Here is a 15,369-nt window from a genome sequence, read left to right as displayed (position 1 = left end):
AACGGTCGATGAACAACCGGAAGGTCGTTCGGGATGGTGAACCGGCGGTGTGCGCCGTGCGTACGATCAGCCACGTGGATCCGACGATGCAGGCGTTCCTCGCCGCGCTCATCGGAGCCGTCGTCTCCGGGGCCGCCGTCCTGGCCTGGCACGTCAGCGACCGCCAGCAGCGCGGCCCGGCCCCGGTCGTCGAGCCGCTGCTGCCGCCGGGGGTCGCCGCCGTGCTCTCGGTGCTGCGCAGCAGCGCCGTCGTCGTCGACGACAGCGACGCCGTGCTCAAGGCCTCGGCGCCCGCGTACGCCCTGGGGCTGGTGCGCGGCTCGGAGCTCTCCTCCGACGAGCTCGCCACCCTGGTGCGCCAGGTGCGCCGCGACGGGCAGATCCGCGAGACCGAGCTGGTGCTGCCGCTGCGCGAGGGCGGCGCGCGGCACGTGACGGCCCGGGTCGCCCCGCTCGGGTCGCGCGTCGTGCTCGCGCTCGTCGAGGACCGCACGCGCGAGCGCCGCGTCGAGGAGGTCCGCCGCGACTTCGTCGCCAACGTCAGCCACGAGCTGAAGACGCCGGTCGGCGCGATCCGCCTGCTCTCGGAGGCCGTCGCCGACGCCGCCGACGACCCCGACGCGGTCAAGCGCTTCGCCGGCCGCATGCTGCTGGAGAGCGACCGCCTCTCCAACCTGGTGCAGCAGATCATCGAGCTCTCCCGCCTCCAGGCCGACGACCCGCTCGACGCCCCGGTCGCGGTCGACGTCGACGACGTCGTCCGGGTGGCCATCGACACCAGCACCATCGACGCCCAGGCCAAGCGCATCGCGGTCGTCGCCGACGGCGAGTTCGGCCTGCGGGTGTGGGGCAACGAGCAGCAGGTCGGCGCCGCCGTCACCAACCTGGTCGCCAACGCCGTCGCCTACAGCGACCCCGAGTCGACCGTCACGGTCGCCACCCGGGTCGAGGGCGACCAGGTCGAGATCTCGGTGGTCGACCAGGGCATCGGCATCCCGACCACCGAGCTGGACCGCATCTTCGAGCGGTTCTACCGCGTCGACCCCGCCCGTCACCGCTCCACCGGCGGCACCGGCCTCGGGCTCTCGATCGTCAAGCACGTCGCCGCCACCCACGGCGGCGAGATCCGCGTCTGGTCGGCGGAGGGGCAGGGCTCCACCTTCACCCTGAGCCTCCCCCGCCACGTCGCCACCGCCGCCACCCCACAGATGCATCGGATGCAGGAGGTTCGCCCGTGACCCGCGTACTCGTGGTCGAGGACGAGGAGAGCTACAGCGAGGCGCTCTCCTACATGCTGCGCAAGGAGGGCTTCGAGGTCGCGATCGCGGCCGACGGGCACGAGGCGCTCAGCGAGTTCGACCGCAACGGGGCCGACATCGTGCTGCTCGACCTCATGCTCCCCGGCATCCCCGGCACCGAGGTCTGCCGCCAGATCCGCGCCACCTCCAGCGTCCCGGTGATCATGGTGAGCGCCAAGGACGACGAGGTCGACAAGGTCGTGGGCCTCGAGCTCGGCGCCGACGACTACGTCACCAAGCCCTACTCGCCCCGCGAGCTGGTGGCCCGCATCCGCGCGGTGCTGCGCCGCGGCGCCGAACCGGACCTCTCCCCCTCGACCCTCGAGGCCGGGCCGGTGCGGATGGACGTCGAGCGGCACGTCGTCACGGTCGACGGCAGCGAGCAACGGCTCCCGTTGAAGGAGTTCGAGCTGCTCGAGATGTTCCTGCGCAACCCGGGCCGGGTGCTGACCCGCGGCCAGCTCATCGATCGCGTGTGGGGCTCCGACTACGTCGGCGACACCAAGACCCTCGACGTGCACGTCAAGCGGCTGCGCGCGAAGCTCGAGCCCGACCCGAGCGAGCCGAAGTACCTCGTCACGGTCCGCGGGCTCGGCTACAAGCTCGATCTCTGAGCCGCCGGCGGCCGGACGCGGCGTCCGAAACCCGCGAGCCCCTGCCCACACCCACGCCCTAGGGTCGGGTCCGTGACCTCGCCGCCGACCGCCTCCGAGCCGACCGTGCCCGCTCCCGCCTCCCCGGCCTCGACCGAGCGTCCCTGGCTGCCGGTGGTGGCCGCGGGCACGACGCTGCTGCTCTGGGCGAGCGCCTTCGTCGCGATCCGGCACCTCGGCGAGGACGTCACCCCGGGCGCCCTGAGCCTGGGTCGGCTGCTGGTCGCGGGCGTCGCGCTCGGCGCGCTCCTGCTGACCCGGCGCGAGCGACGGTGGCCGACCCGCTCCCGGGCGCCGCAGCTGCTCGCGTGCGGCGTGCTCTGGTTCGGGGTCTACAACATCGGGCTCAACGCCGCCGAGCGGCGCATCGACGCCGGCACCGCCGCCCTGGTCGTGCAGATCGGCCCGCTGGTCGTCGCGCTCCTGGCCGCGGTCTTCCTCGACGAGCCGCTGCACCGCTGGCTGGTGGTCGGGATGGGCCTGGGGTTCGCGGGCGTCGTCGTGATCGCGCAGGGCTCGTCGGGTCACGCGTCCGGCGACGTCGTCGGGGTGCTGCTGGCGCTGGTCGCCGCGGTCGCGTACGCGATCGGCGTGCTCACCCAGAAGCCGGTGCTCGCCACCGCAGGGGCGCTGGAGACGACCTTCACCGCCACCGCCGTCGGCGCCGCGGTCTGCCTGCCGTTCGCCGGCCAGCTGCTCGACGTGCTCCGCCACGGCTCCGCGGGCACCCTGCTGCTGATCGCCTACCTGGGCGTCTTCCCCTCGGCGATCGCCTTCACGACCTGGGCCTACGCGCTGGCGCGCACCGGCGCCGGGGCGCTGTCGCTGACGACGTTCCTGGTGCCGGTGATCGCCACCCTGCTGGCCTGGGGGCTGCTGGACGAGGTGCCGCCCGCGCTGGCGTTCCTCGGCGGGGCCCTCGCGATCGGCGGCGTGCTGCTCACCCGACGCCGCCCGCGGCCCACGCCGGCCTGAGGACGGGCGTCAGGCGCGCGGGGGCTCCGGGTCCGAGCCGGCCTCGAGCCAGCCGCGGAACGCCTCGAGGTTGTGCGTGGACTCGCCGCGCAGCCGACGCCACTCCCACTCCTTGCGGATCGAGGAGGCGAAGCCGAGCTCCAGCAGCACGTTGAACGACTCGTCCGCGTAGCTGAGCACCGAGCCGAGCAGGCGGTCGAGCTCGTCGTCGGCCACGGCCGCGAGCGGCAGCCGCGCGTCGAGGTAGATGTCGCCGAGGGCGTCGACGCCGAAGGCCACGGCGTACATCCGCAGGTTGCGCTCGAGCAGCCACCGGTAGACCTGCAGGGTGTTCTCGTCGGGGCGCCGGCACACGAACGCGTGCACGCCGAGCGCGTGCGGCCCGACGTCGAGCCGGACGGCCGTCTGCAGCTTCTTCTCGCCGGGCAGGGTGAAGGAGAAGACGCCCTCGGCGATCTCCTCGAACTCCAGGTCGTTGGCGCGCAGGTAGGCAGCGACGGTCTCGCGGGCCCGGTCGCGGGCCGGCGAGGTGGGCGTCGACAGGTCGGCGGGGTTCTGAGCGGTCTCGGGGGTCTGGGCGGTCATGCGGTGGCCTCTCGGTCCGTGCGGAGCTGGCGGCGGGCGCGGTCGTAGACGTCGAGCATCCCGGCGGCGGTGGCGTCCCAGGAGAACCCGGCGGCCTGCAGCGGGGCGCCGGCGCGCAGCCGGGCCAGCAGGACGGGATCGAGCAGGAGCCGCTCCAGGGAGGCGGCCCAGGCGTCGGTGGCGTGCCCGTCGACCAGCAGCCCGGAGTGGCCGTCGCGCACCACGGTCGTCAGGCCGCCGACCGCGGCGGCGAGCACCGGGGTGCCGGAGGCCTGGGCCTCGGCGGCCACCAGGCCGAAGGACTCGTTGTAGGAGGGCACGGCCACGAGCGAGGCGGCGGTGTACCAGCGGGCGAGCGCGGCCTGGTCGACCGGCGGCACGAACCGGACGACGTCGTCGAGCCCGAGCGCGGCCGAGAGGTGGGCGAGCTCCTCGGGGTGCTCCAGTCCGCTACCGGACGGCCCGCCGACGATCGGCACGACCAGGCGCGACCGCAGCTCGGGGCGTCGCTCGAGCAGCGCGGCGACCGCCCGGAGCAGCACGTGCGGCCCCTTCAGCGGCTGGATCCGGCCCGCGAAGAGGACGACCAGGGCCTCGGCCGACAGGTCGAGCTCGCGGCGCAGCGCCGCCTGCGGGCGGGGCCGGAACCGCTCGAGGTCGACGCCGGGATGGACGACGTCGACCCGGCCGGGGTCGGCGTCGTAGAGGTTGATCAGCTGCTTGGCCTCGAGGTCGGTGTTCGCGACCAGCGCGTCGGCGGCGTCGACGACCTGCTGCTCGCCGATCACCCGCACGGCGGGCTCGGGGGCGTCGCCGAGCGCGAGGGCCTCGTTCTTGACCTTCGCCATGGTGTGCATCGAGTGCACGAGCGGCACGCCCCAGCGGTCGCGGGCCAGCGCGCCCACCTGGCCGGAGAGCCAGTAGTGCGAGTGCACGACGTCGTAGTGGCCGACCGGCTGGGACGCCTCGGCGCGCAGCACCTCGCGGGCGAAGGTGCACAGCTGGGCGGGCAGCTCGGCCTTGGTGAGCCCCTCGAACGGCCCGGCCGGCACGTGCCGGACGGTGACGCCGTCGCCGCAGGGCGCGGTCGGCGGCAGGGACGAGCGGGTGGCGCGGGTGAAGACGTCGACCTCCACGCCGCGCTTGGCCAGCCGCTGGGCGAGCTCGACGACGTAGACGTTCATCCCACCGGCATCGCCGGTGCCGGGCTGGTCGAGCGGCGAGGTGTGCACGCTGATCATGGCGACGCGACGGACCGGTCCCGGCTCCGCGGGCAGCACCATGGGCGTCCTCCGGCTCGTCTGGCTCCTCGACTCAGCGAACCAGAACCGCCCAACCCCGCGGACCATTCCCACCCCTCCGGCGCGCACAATGGGCGCCATGAGCGCCGAGACCCGTCCCACCGCCGTCGTCACCGGAGCCAGCAGCGGCATCGGGGCCGCCACGGCCCGTCACCTCGCCGCGGCCGGCTTCCAGGTGGTCTGCGCGGCCCGGCGCGCCGAGCGCGTGCAGGAGCTGGCCGGCGAGATCGACGGCGTCGCGGTGATCTGCGACGTCACCGACGAGGCGTCGGTCGCGGCGCTCGCGCAGACCGTCGGGGGGCGCCTGGACGTGCTGGTGAACAACGCCGGCGGCGCCTTCGGGCTGACGCCGGTCGCCGAGGCGGACTCCGCCCAGTGGCGGGCCATGTACGAGGTCAACGTCCTGGGCCTCATGCAGGTCACCCGGGCGCTGCTGCCCGCGCTGGTGGCCTCGGGCGCGGGCGTGATCGTCAACGTCGGCTCCACCGCCGGACGCACCGCCTACGAGGGCGGCGGCGGCTACACCGCGGCCAAGCACGGCACGAAGGTCGTCACCGAGACGCTCCGCCTCGAGCTCTTCGACCAGCCGGTGCGCATCTGCGAGATCGCCCCCGGCATGGTGCGCACCGACGAGTTCTCGCTGGTGCGCTTCGACGGCGACCAGGCGCGTGCCGACGCGGTCTACGCGGGCGTCCGCGAGCCGCTCACGGCCGACGACGTCGCGGAGGCGATCACCTGGATGGCCACCCGACCCGCTCACGTGAACATCGACGAGCTCGTCATCCGACCGCGGGCCCAGGCGGCGCAGCACAAGGTGCACCGCGAGGGCTGACCCGCTTCGCGGCCCGGTGAGGCCGATCGGCGCTCAGCCGGCCTCGACGACCGGCGCCGGACGTGACGGCTCGGGCGCCTGCTCGCGCTGCGCGAGCCCCGCCGCCTCGTACGCCGGCGCCCACAGCCGGGCGCTGACCCACAGGCCGGCGAGCACCAGCAGCGAGCCGGCGACCCCGTCGAGCAGGTAGTGGTTCGCGGTGACGACGACCACGACCATCGTGATGACCGGGTGGGCCATCCACAGCCAGCGCCAGCGGGTGCGACACGTGCGCACCAGGACGACGGCCAGGAGCAGCGCCCACCCGACGTGCAGGCTCGGCATGGCGGCGTACTCGTTGGCCAGGCCGCCCACCGGCGAGGTGCCGGCGTAGACGCTCTGGCCGGCGCGCGCCCCGGTGTCGACCATGTCGAGGCCGGTCAGCAGGCGCGGCGGCGTCATCGGCACGACGATGTGCACGACCATCGCGACGGCGGTGGCGAGGATCAGGCCCCACTTGGCCCAGGTGTAGGCCGGGCGGCGGAAGGCGTAGAGCCACACCAGCACCGCGACGGTCAGCGGGAAGTGCACGCTGACGTAGTAGCGGTCGGCGAAGGCGATGAGGTCGGGCACCTTGAACGCCAGGCGCTGCAGGACCTCCTCGGACGGCAGGCCGAGCCAGCGCTCGAGGTCGAGCAGCTGGCGGGCGTGGTCGTCCGCGGTGGCGACGCGGTTGGTGGCGATCAGGCGACCGACGTTGTAGACGCCGAACAGCGCGAGCACCGTGGCGATCTCGAGCACGGCGGCGAGCACGCCGGTGCGGCGGCGCGCGCGAGCGGCGCCTGCCAGCTCTGCGTAGCCCATGGGGTCTCCTGTCCCTGCCGCCCACCGTGGGCGCACCTGCACTGCCTACCCGAGCCAGCGGTACCTTACACGTGTAAGAATGGCCGACGAACGGAAGACATACGAGGGGGTGAGGGAGATGCGCGCCGCCGCCACCGCCCCGTCGCCCGCCGCACGACCGGCCGCGACGTCGTCCGCGACGTCGTCCGCAGCCCCCATCGGCCAGCGCGCCGCCCGCGTGAGCCGCAGCTGCGCCGCCCTCAGCGAGGCGATGCTCCAGCTGATCACCGAGGGCCGCGGACCCGAGCTCACCGTCAGCGCCCTGTGCGAGCGCGCGGGCGTCAGCCGTCCGACCTTCTACCAGCACTTCGGCAGCGTCGAGGGGCTGCTCGCCGCGTCGCTGCGGCTGCGGCTCGACGACCTCGGCCCGCCCTCCGACGGATCGCTCGCCCCGGTGCTCGAGGGCCTCGCGGCCGATCGCGCGGCCTACGGCGCCCGGCTCGACGACGCCGGCCTGGTGCCGCGCGTGTCCGCCACCCTCGGCGAGTGGCTGGCCGACCGGCTCCGGACGGCGCACCCGGACGCCGACCCGCTGGCCGTCGAGTTCGCCGCGGGCGGGGCCGCCCGGGCCGTCCTGCAGTGGCTGGACGAGCCCCGCGAGGAGTCGGCGGCGTCGCTCAGCGCGCGCCTGCTGACCCTGGTCGAGCGGGTCGTCCGCCCCGACCACGGCTGACCCCGGTCCCGTCCCGCGACCGCCCCGCACGGCGTCATCGACCGGGTGCCAGACTCAGCGCATGCAGACGATCGGTGTCATCGGTGGGATGAGCTGGGAGAGCAGCGCCGTGTACTACGAGGCGCTCAACGTCGGGGTGCAGGAGCGGCGCGGCGGCCTCGCCTCCGCCCGGGTGCTGCTCTCGTCGGTCGACTTCGCCGAGGTCACGGCCCTGCAGGAGGCCGAGGACTGGGACGCCGTCGCGGCCGTCCTGGCCGAGGCAGCGCAGGGTCTGGAGCGCGGCGGCGCCGACTTCGTGCTCCTCGCCACCACCACCTTTCACCGGGTGGCCGACCAGGTCGCGGCGGCGATCGACGTCCCGCTGCTGCACCTGGCCGACGTCGTCGCCGAGGCCTGCCTCGCGCAGGGCGTCACGTCGGTGGGCTTCCTCGGCACGACGTTCGCCATGTCGCGCGACTTCTTCACCAGCCGCCTGGCCTCGCACGGCCTCACCGTGCACGTGCCGGACGCCGAGGCCCACGCCGAGATCAACCGGATCATCTACGAGGAGCTCGTCGCGGGTCGCGTCGTCGACGCCTCCCGGCGCACCGTGGTCGCCCAGATCGAGCGGCTCTGGGACGCCGGGGCGGGCGGGGTCATCCTCGGCTGCACCGAGCTGGAGCTGCTGGTGCGGCAGGCCGACTCCGAGCTGCCGCTCTTCCCGTGCACCACGCTGCACGTCGCGGCGGCGCTCGACCGCGCGCTCGGCTGAGCCTCGGCCGCGGCTCGCGCCCTGCGCAGCGCAGGGCCGACGGGCCTGGGTGGCCTCACCACGTCCTCACGCGCCGCTGGCCCGATCACCGGGGAGGTGTCGGGCTGCGGGGCTGTCAGTGGTGGAGCGGGGCTGTCGGTGGTCGAGCTGAGCTGTCGGTGGTCGAGCTTGTCGAGACCGGGGTTTCGACAAGCTCAACCACCGGAGTGCGGCTCAACCACCGGGGTCAGGCTCGACCACCACCAGGGTGGTGCCGTGACGGTCGCGGCGGAATCGGACGCCGTTCGGCGATCGCCACAGGTAGTTGCCGGGTGGGCCGTCGGGGTCGGGCTTGTAGCGCCAGCCGTCGTGGGTCTTGTGGCGGTGGTGCTTGCGGCAGAGTGGCGCCAGGTTGGACGACGCCGTCGGTCCGCCTGACTCGTAGGGGTCGATGTGGTCGGCGTCGCAGGCTCTCGCGGGTCGGCGGCAGTACGGGAACACGCAGGTGTGGTCGCGGAGGACGATCTGCTCGCGCATCAGGTCCGGCACCTCGTAGGCGTCGGAGTAGCGCTCCGCCGCGACGTCGAGCACCGGTCGGACGGTCACGGTGGTGCCGGCGGTCTGGCACCAGGCCTTGATGACGTCGACGCCGAGGGGCGACCGGGACGCCTCGGAACGCGCCACGTCGCCGAGGGCGCCGGTGACCGCGTCCACCGACAGGTGGACGTAGAGCGTGAGATGCCTCGACCGGCTCGGAGCGTTCCGGGTGGGGGTCTCGCCGGTCTCGAGCGGGAGGGCCTGCTCGCCGCGTGCGAGCATGCCGGCGGCCTTCGCGCGCCGGACGTTCAGCGTCTCCTGGGATCCGGCCTTCTTCAGCTGCTCGGCGAGGGCCGCGATGGCGCGTTCCAGGTCGGCGGCATCGGGCTGGTCGAGGATCGCGCTGACGTCGACGGTGCCGTCGAAACCGGTCTGGCCGAGCCAGACGTCGAAGCGACGGTGCTCGGCTTCGCGCGCCTGACGCAGGACCGCGTCCCCGGGGTCGGCGTGCTCCTGCGCGACCCGGCAGATGTTGCTGATCTGGGTGCGCGAGACCTGGTGGGCGTACGCCGCGATCCGCGCGTCGACCAGGTCAGCGGCTTCGGCGGAGAGCGGGATGGTGTCCTCGGTGATCCGACGCACCTGCCAGACCGCGAGCTCGCCCTTCACTAGACGAGACCAGACGCGCGGCAACCGCACACACGCCTCCAGGGCGTGTCCGACGTAGAACGAGCCGGCCTGCTGGGTCATGCCCAGCGCGGTGATGAACTCGGTGACCGCGTGCTCCTGCACCTCGGGCGCACCGGCACCGGCCAGCGGGAGCATCATCCCGGTGTCGATCACGTACCCCGCGACGTCACCGGACCCGGCGACGTGGGCGATCGCCCAGTCCGCGGCCGCGATGAAGACCTCGCGGGCCGACTGCTCTTCAGCAGCCCGCGCGGCCATCGCCGCGCGCAACGCGTCACTGTCGCGAAGCAGCCGTGGGGTCCGAGAGGGCATAGCGTGATTCTATGCGAACACGCGTTCGAAGAGAAGTGGATATCCCCAGATCAGATGAGGGTTTTGAGAACCTCAGCCAAAGACAACTGAGAGATGCAAAGGTGCAGCCGGCGACGGCGAAAGGGGAACACCCGAGCTACCGAGACGGCGGGCAACCACCGAGTGCCATGACCGCCACAGCGACCACCGCCGAACAGTGAGCCGACCGCCGGTGTTCGGGTGCGGGGGTCTCGACAAGCTCGACCACCGATCCGCGAGGGTCTCGACAAGCTCGATCGACCACCGCGTCGGGTGCGGGGGTCTCGACAGGCTCGACCGCCGTGCCGCGCCCGACCGCGCCCCGGCCTGAGACCGGCGTCACCCCGGGCTCCGGCGAATCGGCCCGCACCCGACCCCGGCCCTAGACTCACCGGGGCCCTCGGGCCCGTTCGCACGCGCCCCCGACGCCCGGGAGCGCCCCTCTCGCCGGAAGTCTCGCCATGTCTGGATCCACCACCGCCCACCTGCGCAACGTCGCGATCGTCGCGCACGTCGACCACGGCAAGACCACGCTGGTCGACGCGATGCTGCGTCAGGCCGGCGCTTTCAGCGCCCACGAGGCCGAGTCGGTCGCCGACCGGGTCATGGACTCCGGCGACCTCGAGCGCGAGAAGGGCATCACGATCCTCGCGAAGAACACCGCGATCCGCTACACCGGACCGTCGGCACCCGAGGGCCTGACGATCAACATCATCGACACCCCCGGCCACGCCGACTTCGGCGGCGAGGTCGAGCGCGGCCTGTCGATGGTCGACGGCATCGTGCTGCTCGTCGACGCCTCCGAGGGCCCGCTGCCGCAGACCCGCTTCGTGCTCCGCAAGGCGCTCAACGCCGACATGCCGGTGATCCTCGTCGTCAACAAGACCGACCGCGCCGACGCGCGGATCGAGGAGGTCGTCGACGAGACCTACGAGCTGTTCATGGACCTGCTGGACGACAGCCACAGCCAGGACGCGCTGGACTTCCCGGTGGTCTACGCCTCGGGCAAGGCCGGCGTCGCGTCGCTGACCCGCCCGGCCGACGGCACGCTGCCGGAGGACTCCGCGGACCTCGAGCCGCTGTTCAAGACGATCCTCGAGACCATCCCGGCGCCCACCTACGTCGAGGGCGCGCCGCTGCAGGCCCACGTCACCAACCTCGACTCCAGCCCGTTCCTCGGCCGGCTCGCGCTGCTGCGCATCCACCAGGGCACCCTGCGCAAGGGCCAGACGGTGGCCTGGATGCGTCGCGACGGCGAGGTCAAGAACGTCCGCATCACCGAGCTGCTGATCACCGAGGGCCTCGAGCGCAAGCCCGGCGAGCAGGCCGGCCCGGGCGACATCGTGGCCATCGCGGGCATCCCCGACATCACCATCGGCGAGACCCTCGCCGACCCCGAGAACCCGGTGGCGCTGCCGCTGATCCACGTCGACGAGCCGGCGATCTCGATGACCATCGGCACCAACACCAGCCCCATGGTCGGCAAGACCAAGGGCTCGAAGGTCACCGCTCGCCTGGTCAAGGACCGCCTGGACGCCGAGCTCATCGGCAACGTGTCGCTGCGCGTCCTGCCCACCGACCGTCCGGACGCCTGGGAGGTGCAGGGTCGCGGCGAGCTGGCGCTGGCCATCCTGGTCGAGCAGATGCGTCGCGAGGGCTACGAGCTCACCGTCGGCAAGCCGCAGGTGGTGACCCGCGAGATCGACGGCAAGATCCACGAGCCGATGGAGCGCCTGACGATCGACGCCCCCGAGGAGTACCTCGGCACCATCACCGAGCTGCTCGCGGTGCGCAAGGGCCGCATGGAGTCGATGAGCAACCACGGCACCGGCTGGGTCCGCATGGAGTTCATCGTCCCGGCCCGCGGTCTGATCGGCTTCCGCACCGAGTTCCTCACCGCCACCCGCGGCACCGGCATCGCCCACCACATCTCCGAGGGCTACGAGCGCTGGGCCGGCGAGATCCGCTCCCGCGCGTCCGGCTCGCTGGTCGCCGACCGCGCCGGCGCGGCGTCCGCCTACGCGATGACCTCGCTGCAGGAGCGCGGCGTGCTGTTCGTCGAGCCCGGCACCGAGGTGTACGAGGGCATGATCGTCGGCGAGAACTCCCGCGCCGACGACATGGACGTCAACATCACCAAGGAGAAGCAGCAGACCAACATCCGGTCGGCCACCTCCGACAACTTCGAGAAGCTCATCCCGCCGAAGAAGCTCAGCCTCGAGCAGTGCCTGGAGTTCTGCCGCGAGGACGAGTGCGTTGAGGTGACGCCGGACTTCGCGCGCATCCGCAAGGTCGTCCTCGACGCCAACGAGCGGGCGAAGATCACCAGCCGAGCCCGCAAGGCGAACAAGTAGGCCGGAGCCGGGGGACGGATGGCGTCGTGAGCGAGCGCAACGTCCTGGGCGGCGAGCTGGAGGAGTGCGGCACGGAGCCGATGACCGGCTTCCACCGCGACGGCTGCTGCGCCACCCGCGGCGACGAGCGGGTCATGCACACGGTCTGCGCCGTCGTCACCGACGCGTTCCTGGCCCACCAGGCGTCGATCGGCAACGACCTCGCGACGCCGCGACCGGAGTACGGGTTCCCCGGCCTGCGTCCGGGCGACCCGTGGTGCGTGACGGCGCACAACTGGCTGCGCGCCCACCACGACGGCGCGGCCGCCCCGGTGCGGCTGGCCGCGACGAACGCCTCGGTGCTGCGGCTGATCCCGCTCGAGGTGCTGCGCCAGCACGCCGTCGACGTCCCGGGCGACCTCAGCGGCCTCGAGCCCTGAGGTCCGGGCCGGGCGATGCGGCCCGGGACGATCGGCCCGGACCGGCGCCTCGACGCGTCAGGAGGTCACCGCGTCAGCGGCGGCGGGCTCGTCACCGACCTGCCACCGCACGCTGGACGCGACCGCGTCGAAGAGCGTGCGTCCGACCGCCCGCTCGGCACGGTCGTCGAGCGGGACGCGGTCCCAGCCGTCCGGCGCGATCAGCCGGTAGCCGAGGGTCACTGCCGGGCCTCCACGAGCAGGGTGTCGGCGATCTCATCGACCTGCGCGACGATCTCCTCGGCGAGGTCGAGCTCGGCCCACTGGGCCTCGAGCAGCACGAACCCGGGCAGGTCGACGGGCGTGATCAGGTACGCGAGCGCCTCGGTGACCTGGGACGACGTCGGGTCGTCGAGCCCCGGCATGGCCGCCAGCAGGCCGCGATGACGCAGCGCGCGTCCGGCCGGCAGCTCGACCTCGGTGGTCTCGACGTCGCCGAGGATGCCGCCGTGGTCGGACCCGATGCCGAGGATGCGGTCCGGGGTGAGCGGGAGATCCTCCATCGGGAACAGGCAGGCGTCGACCACGGCGTACACCCGCCCGAGCGGGTCGGGCTGCAGCGCGAGGGAGACCGGTGCGGCGAAGTCGCCGTCCCACAGGTGCTGGGCCCGTCGGGCGGCGCTGGCGAGCAGCTCCGTCGCGGTCTCGAGCCCGACCGAGGAGCCTTGGGGACGCAGGCCCGCGGACGCCGAGCGGGTCTCCTCCGCGGCCCACGCGTCGGGGTCGACGTCGAGCGGCAGGCGCACCCAGCCGGGCGGGGCCAGGAGCTCGAGCCGGACGAAGGGGTCCGACGGCTGCGCGGTCACTGCCTGCCACCTGCCTCGTACTCGCGGTCGAGCTCGGCCAGGAAGGCCTGACGAGCCGCTCGCTTGCGCCTGTCACCCCAGGTCATCGAGATCAGCACCTGCACGGTGAACGCGATGCCCGCTGCCCCGGCCAGCCAGGCCGCCCAGGCCCAGTCGGCCGCTGCTGCGGGGACCACGATCAGGACGGCGACGCTCGCGCCGTGGATGCCGGGCACCACCACCGGGCCATTGGGGCCGATGCGCACCAGGTCGCGGGCGGCCAGCGCCGAGCACAGGAGGATGACCGAGGCGATGAGACAGGTGGTCTCGGAGTCCGCGATGACGGCGGCGAGCAGGAGCAGCCCGGCGATCGTCGAGGCCACGAGCCTCCAGAACATCAGCGGCACCTGCCGCAGCCCACGGCGCCCGTCGTCGTCCACAGCAGCGGCCTGCCGTCGGTTCCGGGGGAGACCCGGACGGTCACTCATCGGCGCTCCCTTCGGCTGTGGAGTCGGCGACCGTCGGATCGGGCGATCACCGCTCACCGCCTGCCTCGTACTCCCGGTCCAGCTCGGCCGCGCATCCGGCGGCGCTCGATACGCTGCAGAGCGGGATGAGGTGATCGCTCACGCGACGGACCTACCCGATCGAGTAGGCCGGCAAACGAGCCCGGACGAGCCCGGCCACGACCGCGTCGAGACCCATGACCCGCGCAGATCGCGCCACCCCGTGACCCGGCGTGGCGCCGGGGCCATGATGGAGGCGGCACCCGGCATTGCAGAACCATGATTCCGGTATTCTATTGCTGCTGATCCCGCCTGCTCGAGGAGGAGCCCCATGACCGCGTCGCCCGACACCCCCCTGACCATCGCCCGAGGCGACGGCATCGGCCCGGAGATCATGGACGCCGCGCTGCGGGTCCTGGACGCCGCGGGCGCGCGCCTGGCGATCGAGGAGATCCAGATCGGCCAGGCGGTCTACCACCGTGGCCACAGCGCCGGCATCGAGCCGGACGCGTGGGAGTCGCTGCGTCGCACGCGCCTGTTCCTCAAGGCCCCGATCACCACGCCGCAGGGCGGTGGCTTCAAGTCGCTCAACGTCACCGTGCGCAAGTCGCTCGGCCTGTTCGCCAACGTCCGCCCCTGCGTCGCCTACTCCCCCTTCCTGCCGACGAAGCACCCGACGATGGACGTCGTCATCGTGCGCGAGAACGAGGAGGACCTCTACGCCGGCATCGAGCACCGGCAGACCGACGAGGTCGTGCAGTGCCTCAAGCTCGTGAGCCGCCCGGGGTCGGAGCGGATCGTGCGCTACGCCTTCGAGTACGCGCGCCGGCACGGCCGCTCGAAGGTCACGTGCATGAGCAAGGACAACATCATGAAGCTCACCGACGGGCTCTTCCACGCGGTCTTCGACGAGGTGGCCGCGGAGTACCCCGAGATCGAGGCCGAGCACTCGATCGTCGACATCGGCGCCGCGCGCCTGGCCGACACCCCGGAGATCTTCGACGTCGTGGTCATGCCGAACCTGTACGGCGACATCCTCTCCGACGTCGCCGCGCAGGTCGCGGGCTCGGTGGGCCTCGCGGGCTCGTCGAACATCGGCCGCGACTGCGCGATGTTCGAGGCCATCCACGGCTCGGCCCCGACGATCGCCGGCCAGGACGTCGCCAACCCGAGCGGGCTGATCCTGGCCTCGGCGATGATGCTCGTGCACGCCGGCCAGGGCGACGTCGCCGAGCGGCTGCACAACGCCTGGCTGCGCACGGTCGAGGACGGCGTGGCGACCGCCGACATGGGCTCGCCGGCCTCCCCCGTGGGCACGCAGGCGTTCGCGGACGCCGTGGCCGCGCGTCTCGGCGAGGAGCCCACGCGGCTCCCGGTGGTGCGCTACCCGCAGGTCGAGGAGGCGATCCGGGTCGAGCCGAGCGTCCGCGTGCGCGCCACCAAGACGATGGACGGCGTCGACGTGTTCGTCGACCACCCCGACCGCGACCCCGACGCCCTGGCCGCCGCGCTCGCCGCGGCCGACGACGGCCCGCTGTCGCTGGCGCTGATCACGAACCGGGGCGTCAAGGTGTGGCCCGACGGCCTGCCGGAGACGTTCTGCACCGATCACTTCCGCTGCCGCTTCCTGGCCGCGGACCCGGGCACCGCGACCCAGGCCCAGGTCGTCGCGCTGCTGCACCGGCTCGAGCAGGCGGGCGTCGACGTCGTGAAGACCGAGGGCCTCTACCGCTTCGACGGCGAGCTGGGCTACTCGCTGGGCCAGGGCCAGTAGGGCCGG

16 protein-coding genes are annotated in these 15,369 nt (G+C 73.0%); 9 read left to right on the top strand and 7 right to left on the bottom strand.

Going from position 1 to position 15,369, the window contains the following annotated elements; translation table 11 throughout:
• Positions 1 to 74: 74 nt before the first annotated feature.
• From K8Z61_RS10845 to K8Z61_RS10835, 3 genes are all read left to right on the top strand, one after another.
• Positions 75 to 1,238 carry a cell wall metabolism sensor histidine kinase WalK gene (locus K8Z61_RS10845; protein WP_224129359.1) on the top strand — a complete coding sequence of 388 codons (1,164 nt, stop codon included), beginning with the start codon at positions 75 to 77 and terminating at the stop codon, positions 1,236 to 1,238.
• Positions 1,235 to 1,912 (top strand): response regulator transcription factor, encoded by a 678-nt coding sequence (locus K8Z61_RS10840; protein WP_224129357.1) that lies wholly within the window; start codon positions 1,235 to 1,237, stop codon positions 1,910 to 1,912. Before K8Z61_RS10845 ends, K8Z61_RS10840 begins: the two co-directional genes overlap by 4 nt.
• Before the next feature lie 72 nt (positions 1,913 to 1,984).
• On the top strand, positions 1,985 to 2,926 hold the full coding sequence (locus tag K8Z61_RS10835) for a DMT family transporter (RefSeq protein WP_224129355.1): 942 nt from the start codon (positions 1,985 to 1,987) through the stop codon (positions 2,924 to 2,926).
• Between the two features lie 9 nt (positions 2,927 to 2,935).
• Here the strand turns inward: K8Z61_RS10835 and K8Z61_RS10830 are convergent, their stop codons facing one another.
• Positions 2,936 to 3,511: a YbjN domain-containing protein gene (locus K8Z61_RS10830; protein ID WP_224129353.1), complete on the bottom strand. Its 576-nt coding sequence runs from the start codon at positions 3,509 to 3,511 to the stop codon at positions 2,936 to 2,938.
• Positions 3,508 to 4,794, bottom strand: a complete 1,287-nt coding sequence (gene mshA, locus K8Z61_RS10825) for a D-inositol-3-phosphate glycosyltransferase (protein ID WP_224129351.1) — start codon at positions 4,792 to 4,794, stop codon at positions 3,508 to 3,510. Before mshA ends, K8Z61_RS10830 begins: the two co-directional genes overlap by 4 nt.
• Positions 4,795 to 4,891: 97 nt before the next feature.
• On the opposite strand from mshA, the gene K8Z61_RS10820 reads away from it, so the two are divergent.
• Complete coding sequence (locus K8Z61_RS10820; protein WP_374227936.1) at positions 4,892 to 5,644, top strand: SDR family NAD(P)-dependent oxidoreductase; 753 nt, start codon at positions 4,892 to 4,894, stop codon at positions 5,642 to 5,644.
• Between the two features lie 33 nt (positions 5,645 to 5,677).
• Here the strand turns inward: K8Z61_RS10820 and K8Z61_RS10815 are convergent, their stop codons facing one another.
• Positions 5,678 to 6,487: a phosphatase PAP2 family protein gene (locus K8Z61_RS10815; protein WP_224129347.1), complete on the bottom strand. Its 810-nt coding sequence runs from the start codon at positions 6,485 to 6,487 to the stop codon at positions 5,678 to 5,680.
• Positions 6,488 to 6,605: 118 nt separating this feature from the next.
• Between K8Z61_RS10815 and K8Z61_RS10810 the strand changes: the two genes are divergently transcribed.
• Together K8Z61_RS10810 and K8Z61_RS10805 are read left to right on the top strand one after the other, a co-directional pair.
• Complete coding sequence (locus tag K8Z61_RS10810) at positions 6,606 to 7,199, top strand: TetR/AcrR family transcriptional regulator (protein ID WP_224129345.1); 594 nt, start codon at positions 6,606 to 6,608, stop codon at positions 7,197 to 7,199.
• Positions 7,200 to 7,260: 61 nt separating this feature from the next.
• Positions 7,261 to 7,950, top strand: a complete 690-nt coding sequence (locus K8Z61_RS10805; protein WP_224129344.1) for an aspartate/glutamate racemase family protein — start codon at positions 7,261 to 7,263, stop codon at positions 7,948 to 7,950.
• Positions 7,951 to 8,163: 213 nt separating this feature from the next.
• Here K8Z61_RS10805 and K8Z61_RS10800 read toward each other — a convergent pair whose 3' ends face one another.
• Complete coding sequence (locus K8Z61_RS10800; RefSeq protein ID WP_224129343.1) at positions 8,164 to 9,468, bottom strand: HNH endonuclease signature motif containing protein; 1,305 nt, start codon at positions 9,466 to 9,468, stop codon at positions 8,164 to 8,166.
• Between the two features lie 479 nt (positions 9,469 to 9,947).
• Here K8Z61_RS10800 and typA point away from each other — a divergent pair, with 479 nt between their 5' ends.
• Together typA and K8Z61_RS10790 are read left to right on the top strand one after the other, a co-directional pair.
• Positions 9,948 to 11,840 carry a translational GTPase TypA gene (gene typA, locus K8Z61_RS10795; RefSeq protein WP_224129342.1) on the top strand — a complete coding sequence of 631 codons (1,893 nt, stop codon included), beginning with the start codon at positions 9,948 to 9,950 and terminating at the stop codon, positions 11,838 to 11,840.
• Positions 11,841 to 11,866: 26 nt separating this feature from the next.
• Positions 11,867 to 12,259 carry a DUF2237 family protein gene (locus K8Z61_RS10790; RefSeq protein WP_224129341.1) on the top strand — a complete coding sequence of 131 codons (393 nt, stop codon included), beginning with the start codon at positions 11,867 to 11,869 and terminating at the stop codon, positions 12,257 to 12,259.
• 57 nt (positions 12,260 to 12,316) lie between these two features.
• Here the strand turns inward: K8Z61_RS10790 and K8Z61_RS10785 are convergent, their stop codons facing one another.
• From K8Z61_RS10785 to K8Z61_RS10775, 3 genes are read right to left on the bottom strand one after another with little or no spacing between them, the layout of a single operon-like run.
• Positions 12,317 to 12,481 (bottom strand): hypothetical protein, encoded by a 165-nt coding sequence (locus tag K8Z61_RS10785; protein ID WP_224129340.1) that lies wholly within the window; start codon positions 12,479 to 12,481, stop codon positions 12,317 to 12,319.
• Positions 12,478 to 13,104 carry a hypothetical protein gene (locus K8Z61_RS10780; protein ID WP_224129339.1) on the bottom strand — a complete coding sequence of 209 codons (627 nt, stop codon included), beginning with the start codon at positions 13,102 to 13,104 and terminating at the stop codon, positions 12,478 to 12,480. Before K8Z61_RS10780 ends, K8Z61_RS10785 begins: the two co-directional genes overlap by 4 nt.
• Positions 13,101 to 13,523, bottom strand: a complete 423-nt coding sequence (locus K8Z61_RS10775; RefSeq protein ID WP_224129338.1) for a hypothetical protein — start codon at positions 13,521 to 13,523, stop codon at positions 13,101 to 13,103. Before K8Z61_RS10775 ends, K8Z61_RS10780 begins: the two co-directional genes overlap by 4 nt.
• Before the next feature lie 397 nt (positions 13,524 to 13,920).
• Between K8Z61_RS10775 and K8Z61_RS10770 the strand changes: the two genes are divergently transcribed.
• A complete protein-coding gene (locus K8Z61_RS10770) occupies positions 13,921 to 15,363 on the top strand; it encodes an NADP-dependent isocitrate dehydrogenase (RefSeq protein WP_224129337.1) in 1,443 nt (480 codons plus the stop codon).
• Positions 15,364 to 15,369: the final 6 nt, after the last annotated feature.

It is taken from the genome of Nocardioides sp. TRM66260-LWL (assembly GCF_020075545.1).
In the GTDB taxonomy this organism is placed as follows: domain Bacteria; phylum Actinomycetota; class Actinomycetes; order Propionibacteriales; family Nocardioidaceae; genus Nocardioides.
The sequence above is the reverse complement of the archived record's forward strand: the minus strand, read 5'-3'. Positions and strand labels throughout refer to the sequence as shown.

Coding starts and splice junctions, on each gene's coding strand:
- K8Z61_RS10820 (WP_374227936.1), top strand. CDS start 4,892: ATGAGCGCCGAGACCCGTCCCACCGCCGTCGTCACCGGAGCCAGCAGC.
- K8Z61_RS10805 (WP_224129344.1), top strand. CDS start 7,261: ATGCAGACGATCGGTGTCATCGGTGGGATGAGCTGGGAGAGCAGCGCC.
- mshA (WP_224129351.1), bottom strand. CDS start 4,794: ATGGTGCTGCCCGCGGAGCCGGGACCGGTCCGTCGCGTCGCCATGATC.
- K8Z61_RS10770 (WP_224129337.1), top strand. CDS start 13,921: ATGACCGCGTCGCCCGACACCCCCCTGACCATCGCCCGAGGCGACGGC.
- K8Z61_RS10830 (WP_224129353.1), bottom strand. CDS start 3,511: ATGACCGCCCAGACCCCCGAGACCGCTCAGAACCCCGCCGACCTGTCG.
- typA (WP_224129342.1), top strand. CDS start 9,948: ATGTCTGGATCCACCACCGCCCACCTGCGCAACGTCGCGATCGTCGCG.
- K8Z61_RS10810 (WP_224129345.1), top strand. CDS start 6,606: ATGCGCGCCGCCGCCACCGCCCCGTCGCCCGCCGCACGACCGGCCGCG.
- K8Z61_RS10800 (WP_224129343.1), bottom strand. CDS start 9,468: ATGCCCTCTCGGACCCCACGGCTGCTTCGCGACAGTGACGCGTTGCGC.
- K8Z61_RS10815 (WP_224129347.1), bottom strand. CDS start 6,487: ATGGGCTACGCAGAGCTGGCAGGCGCCGCTCGCGCGCGCCGCCGCACC.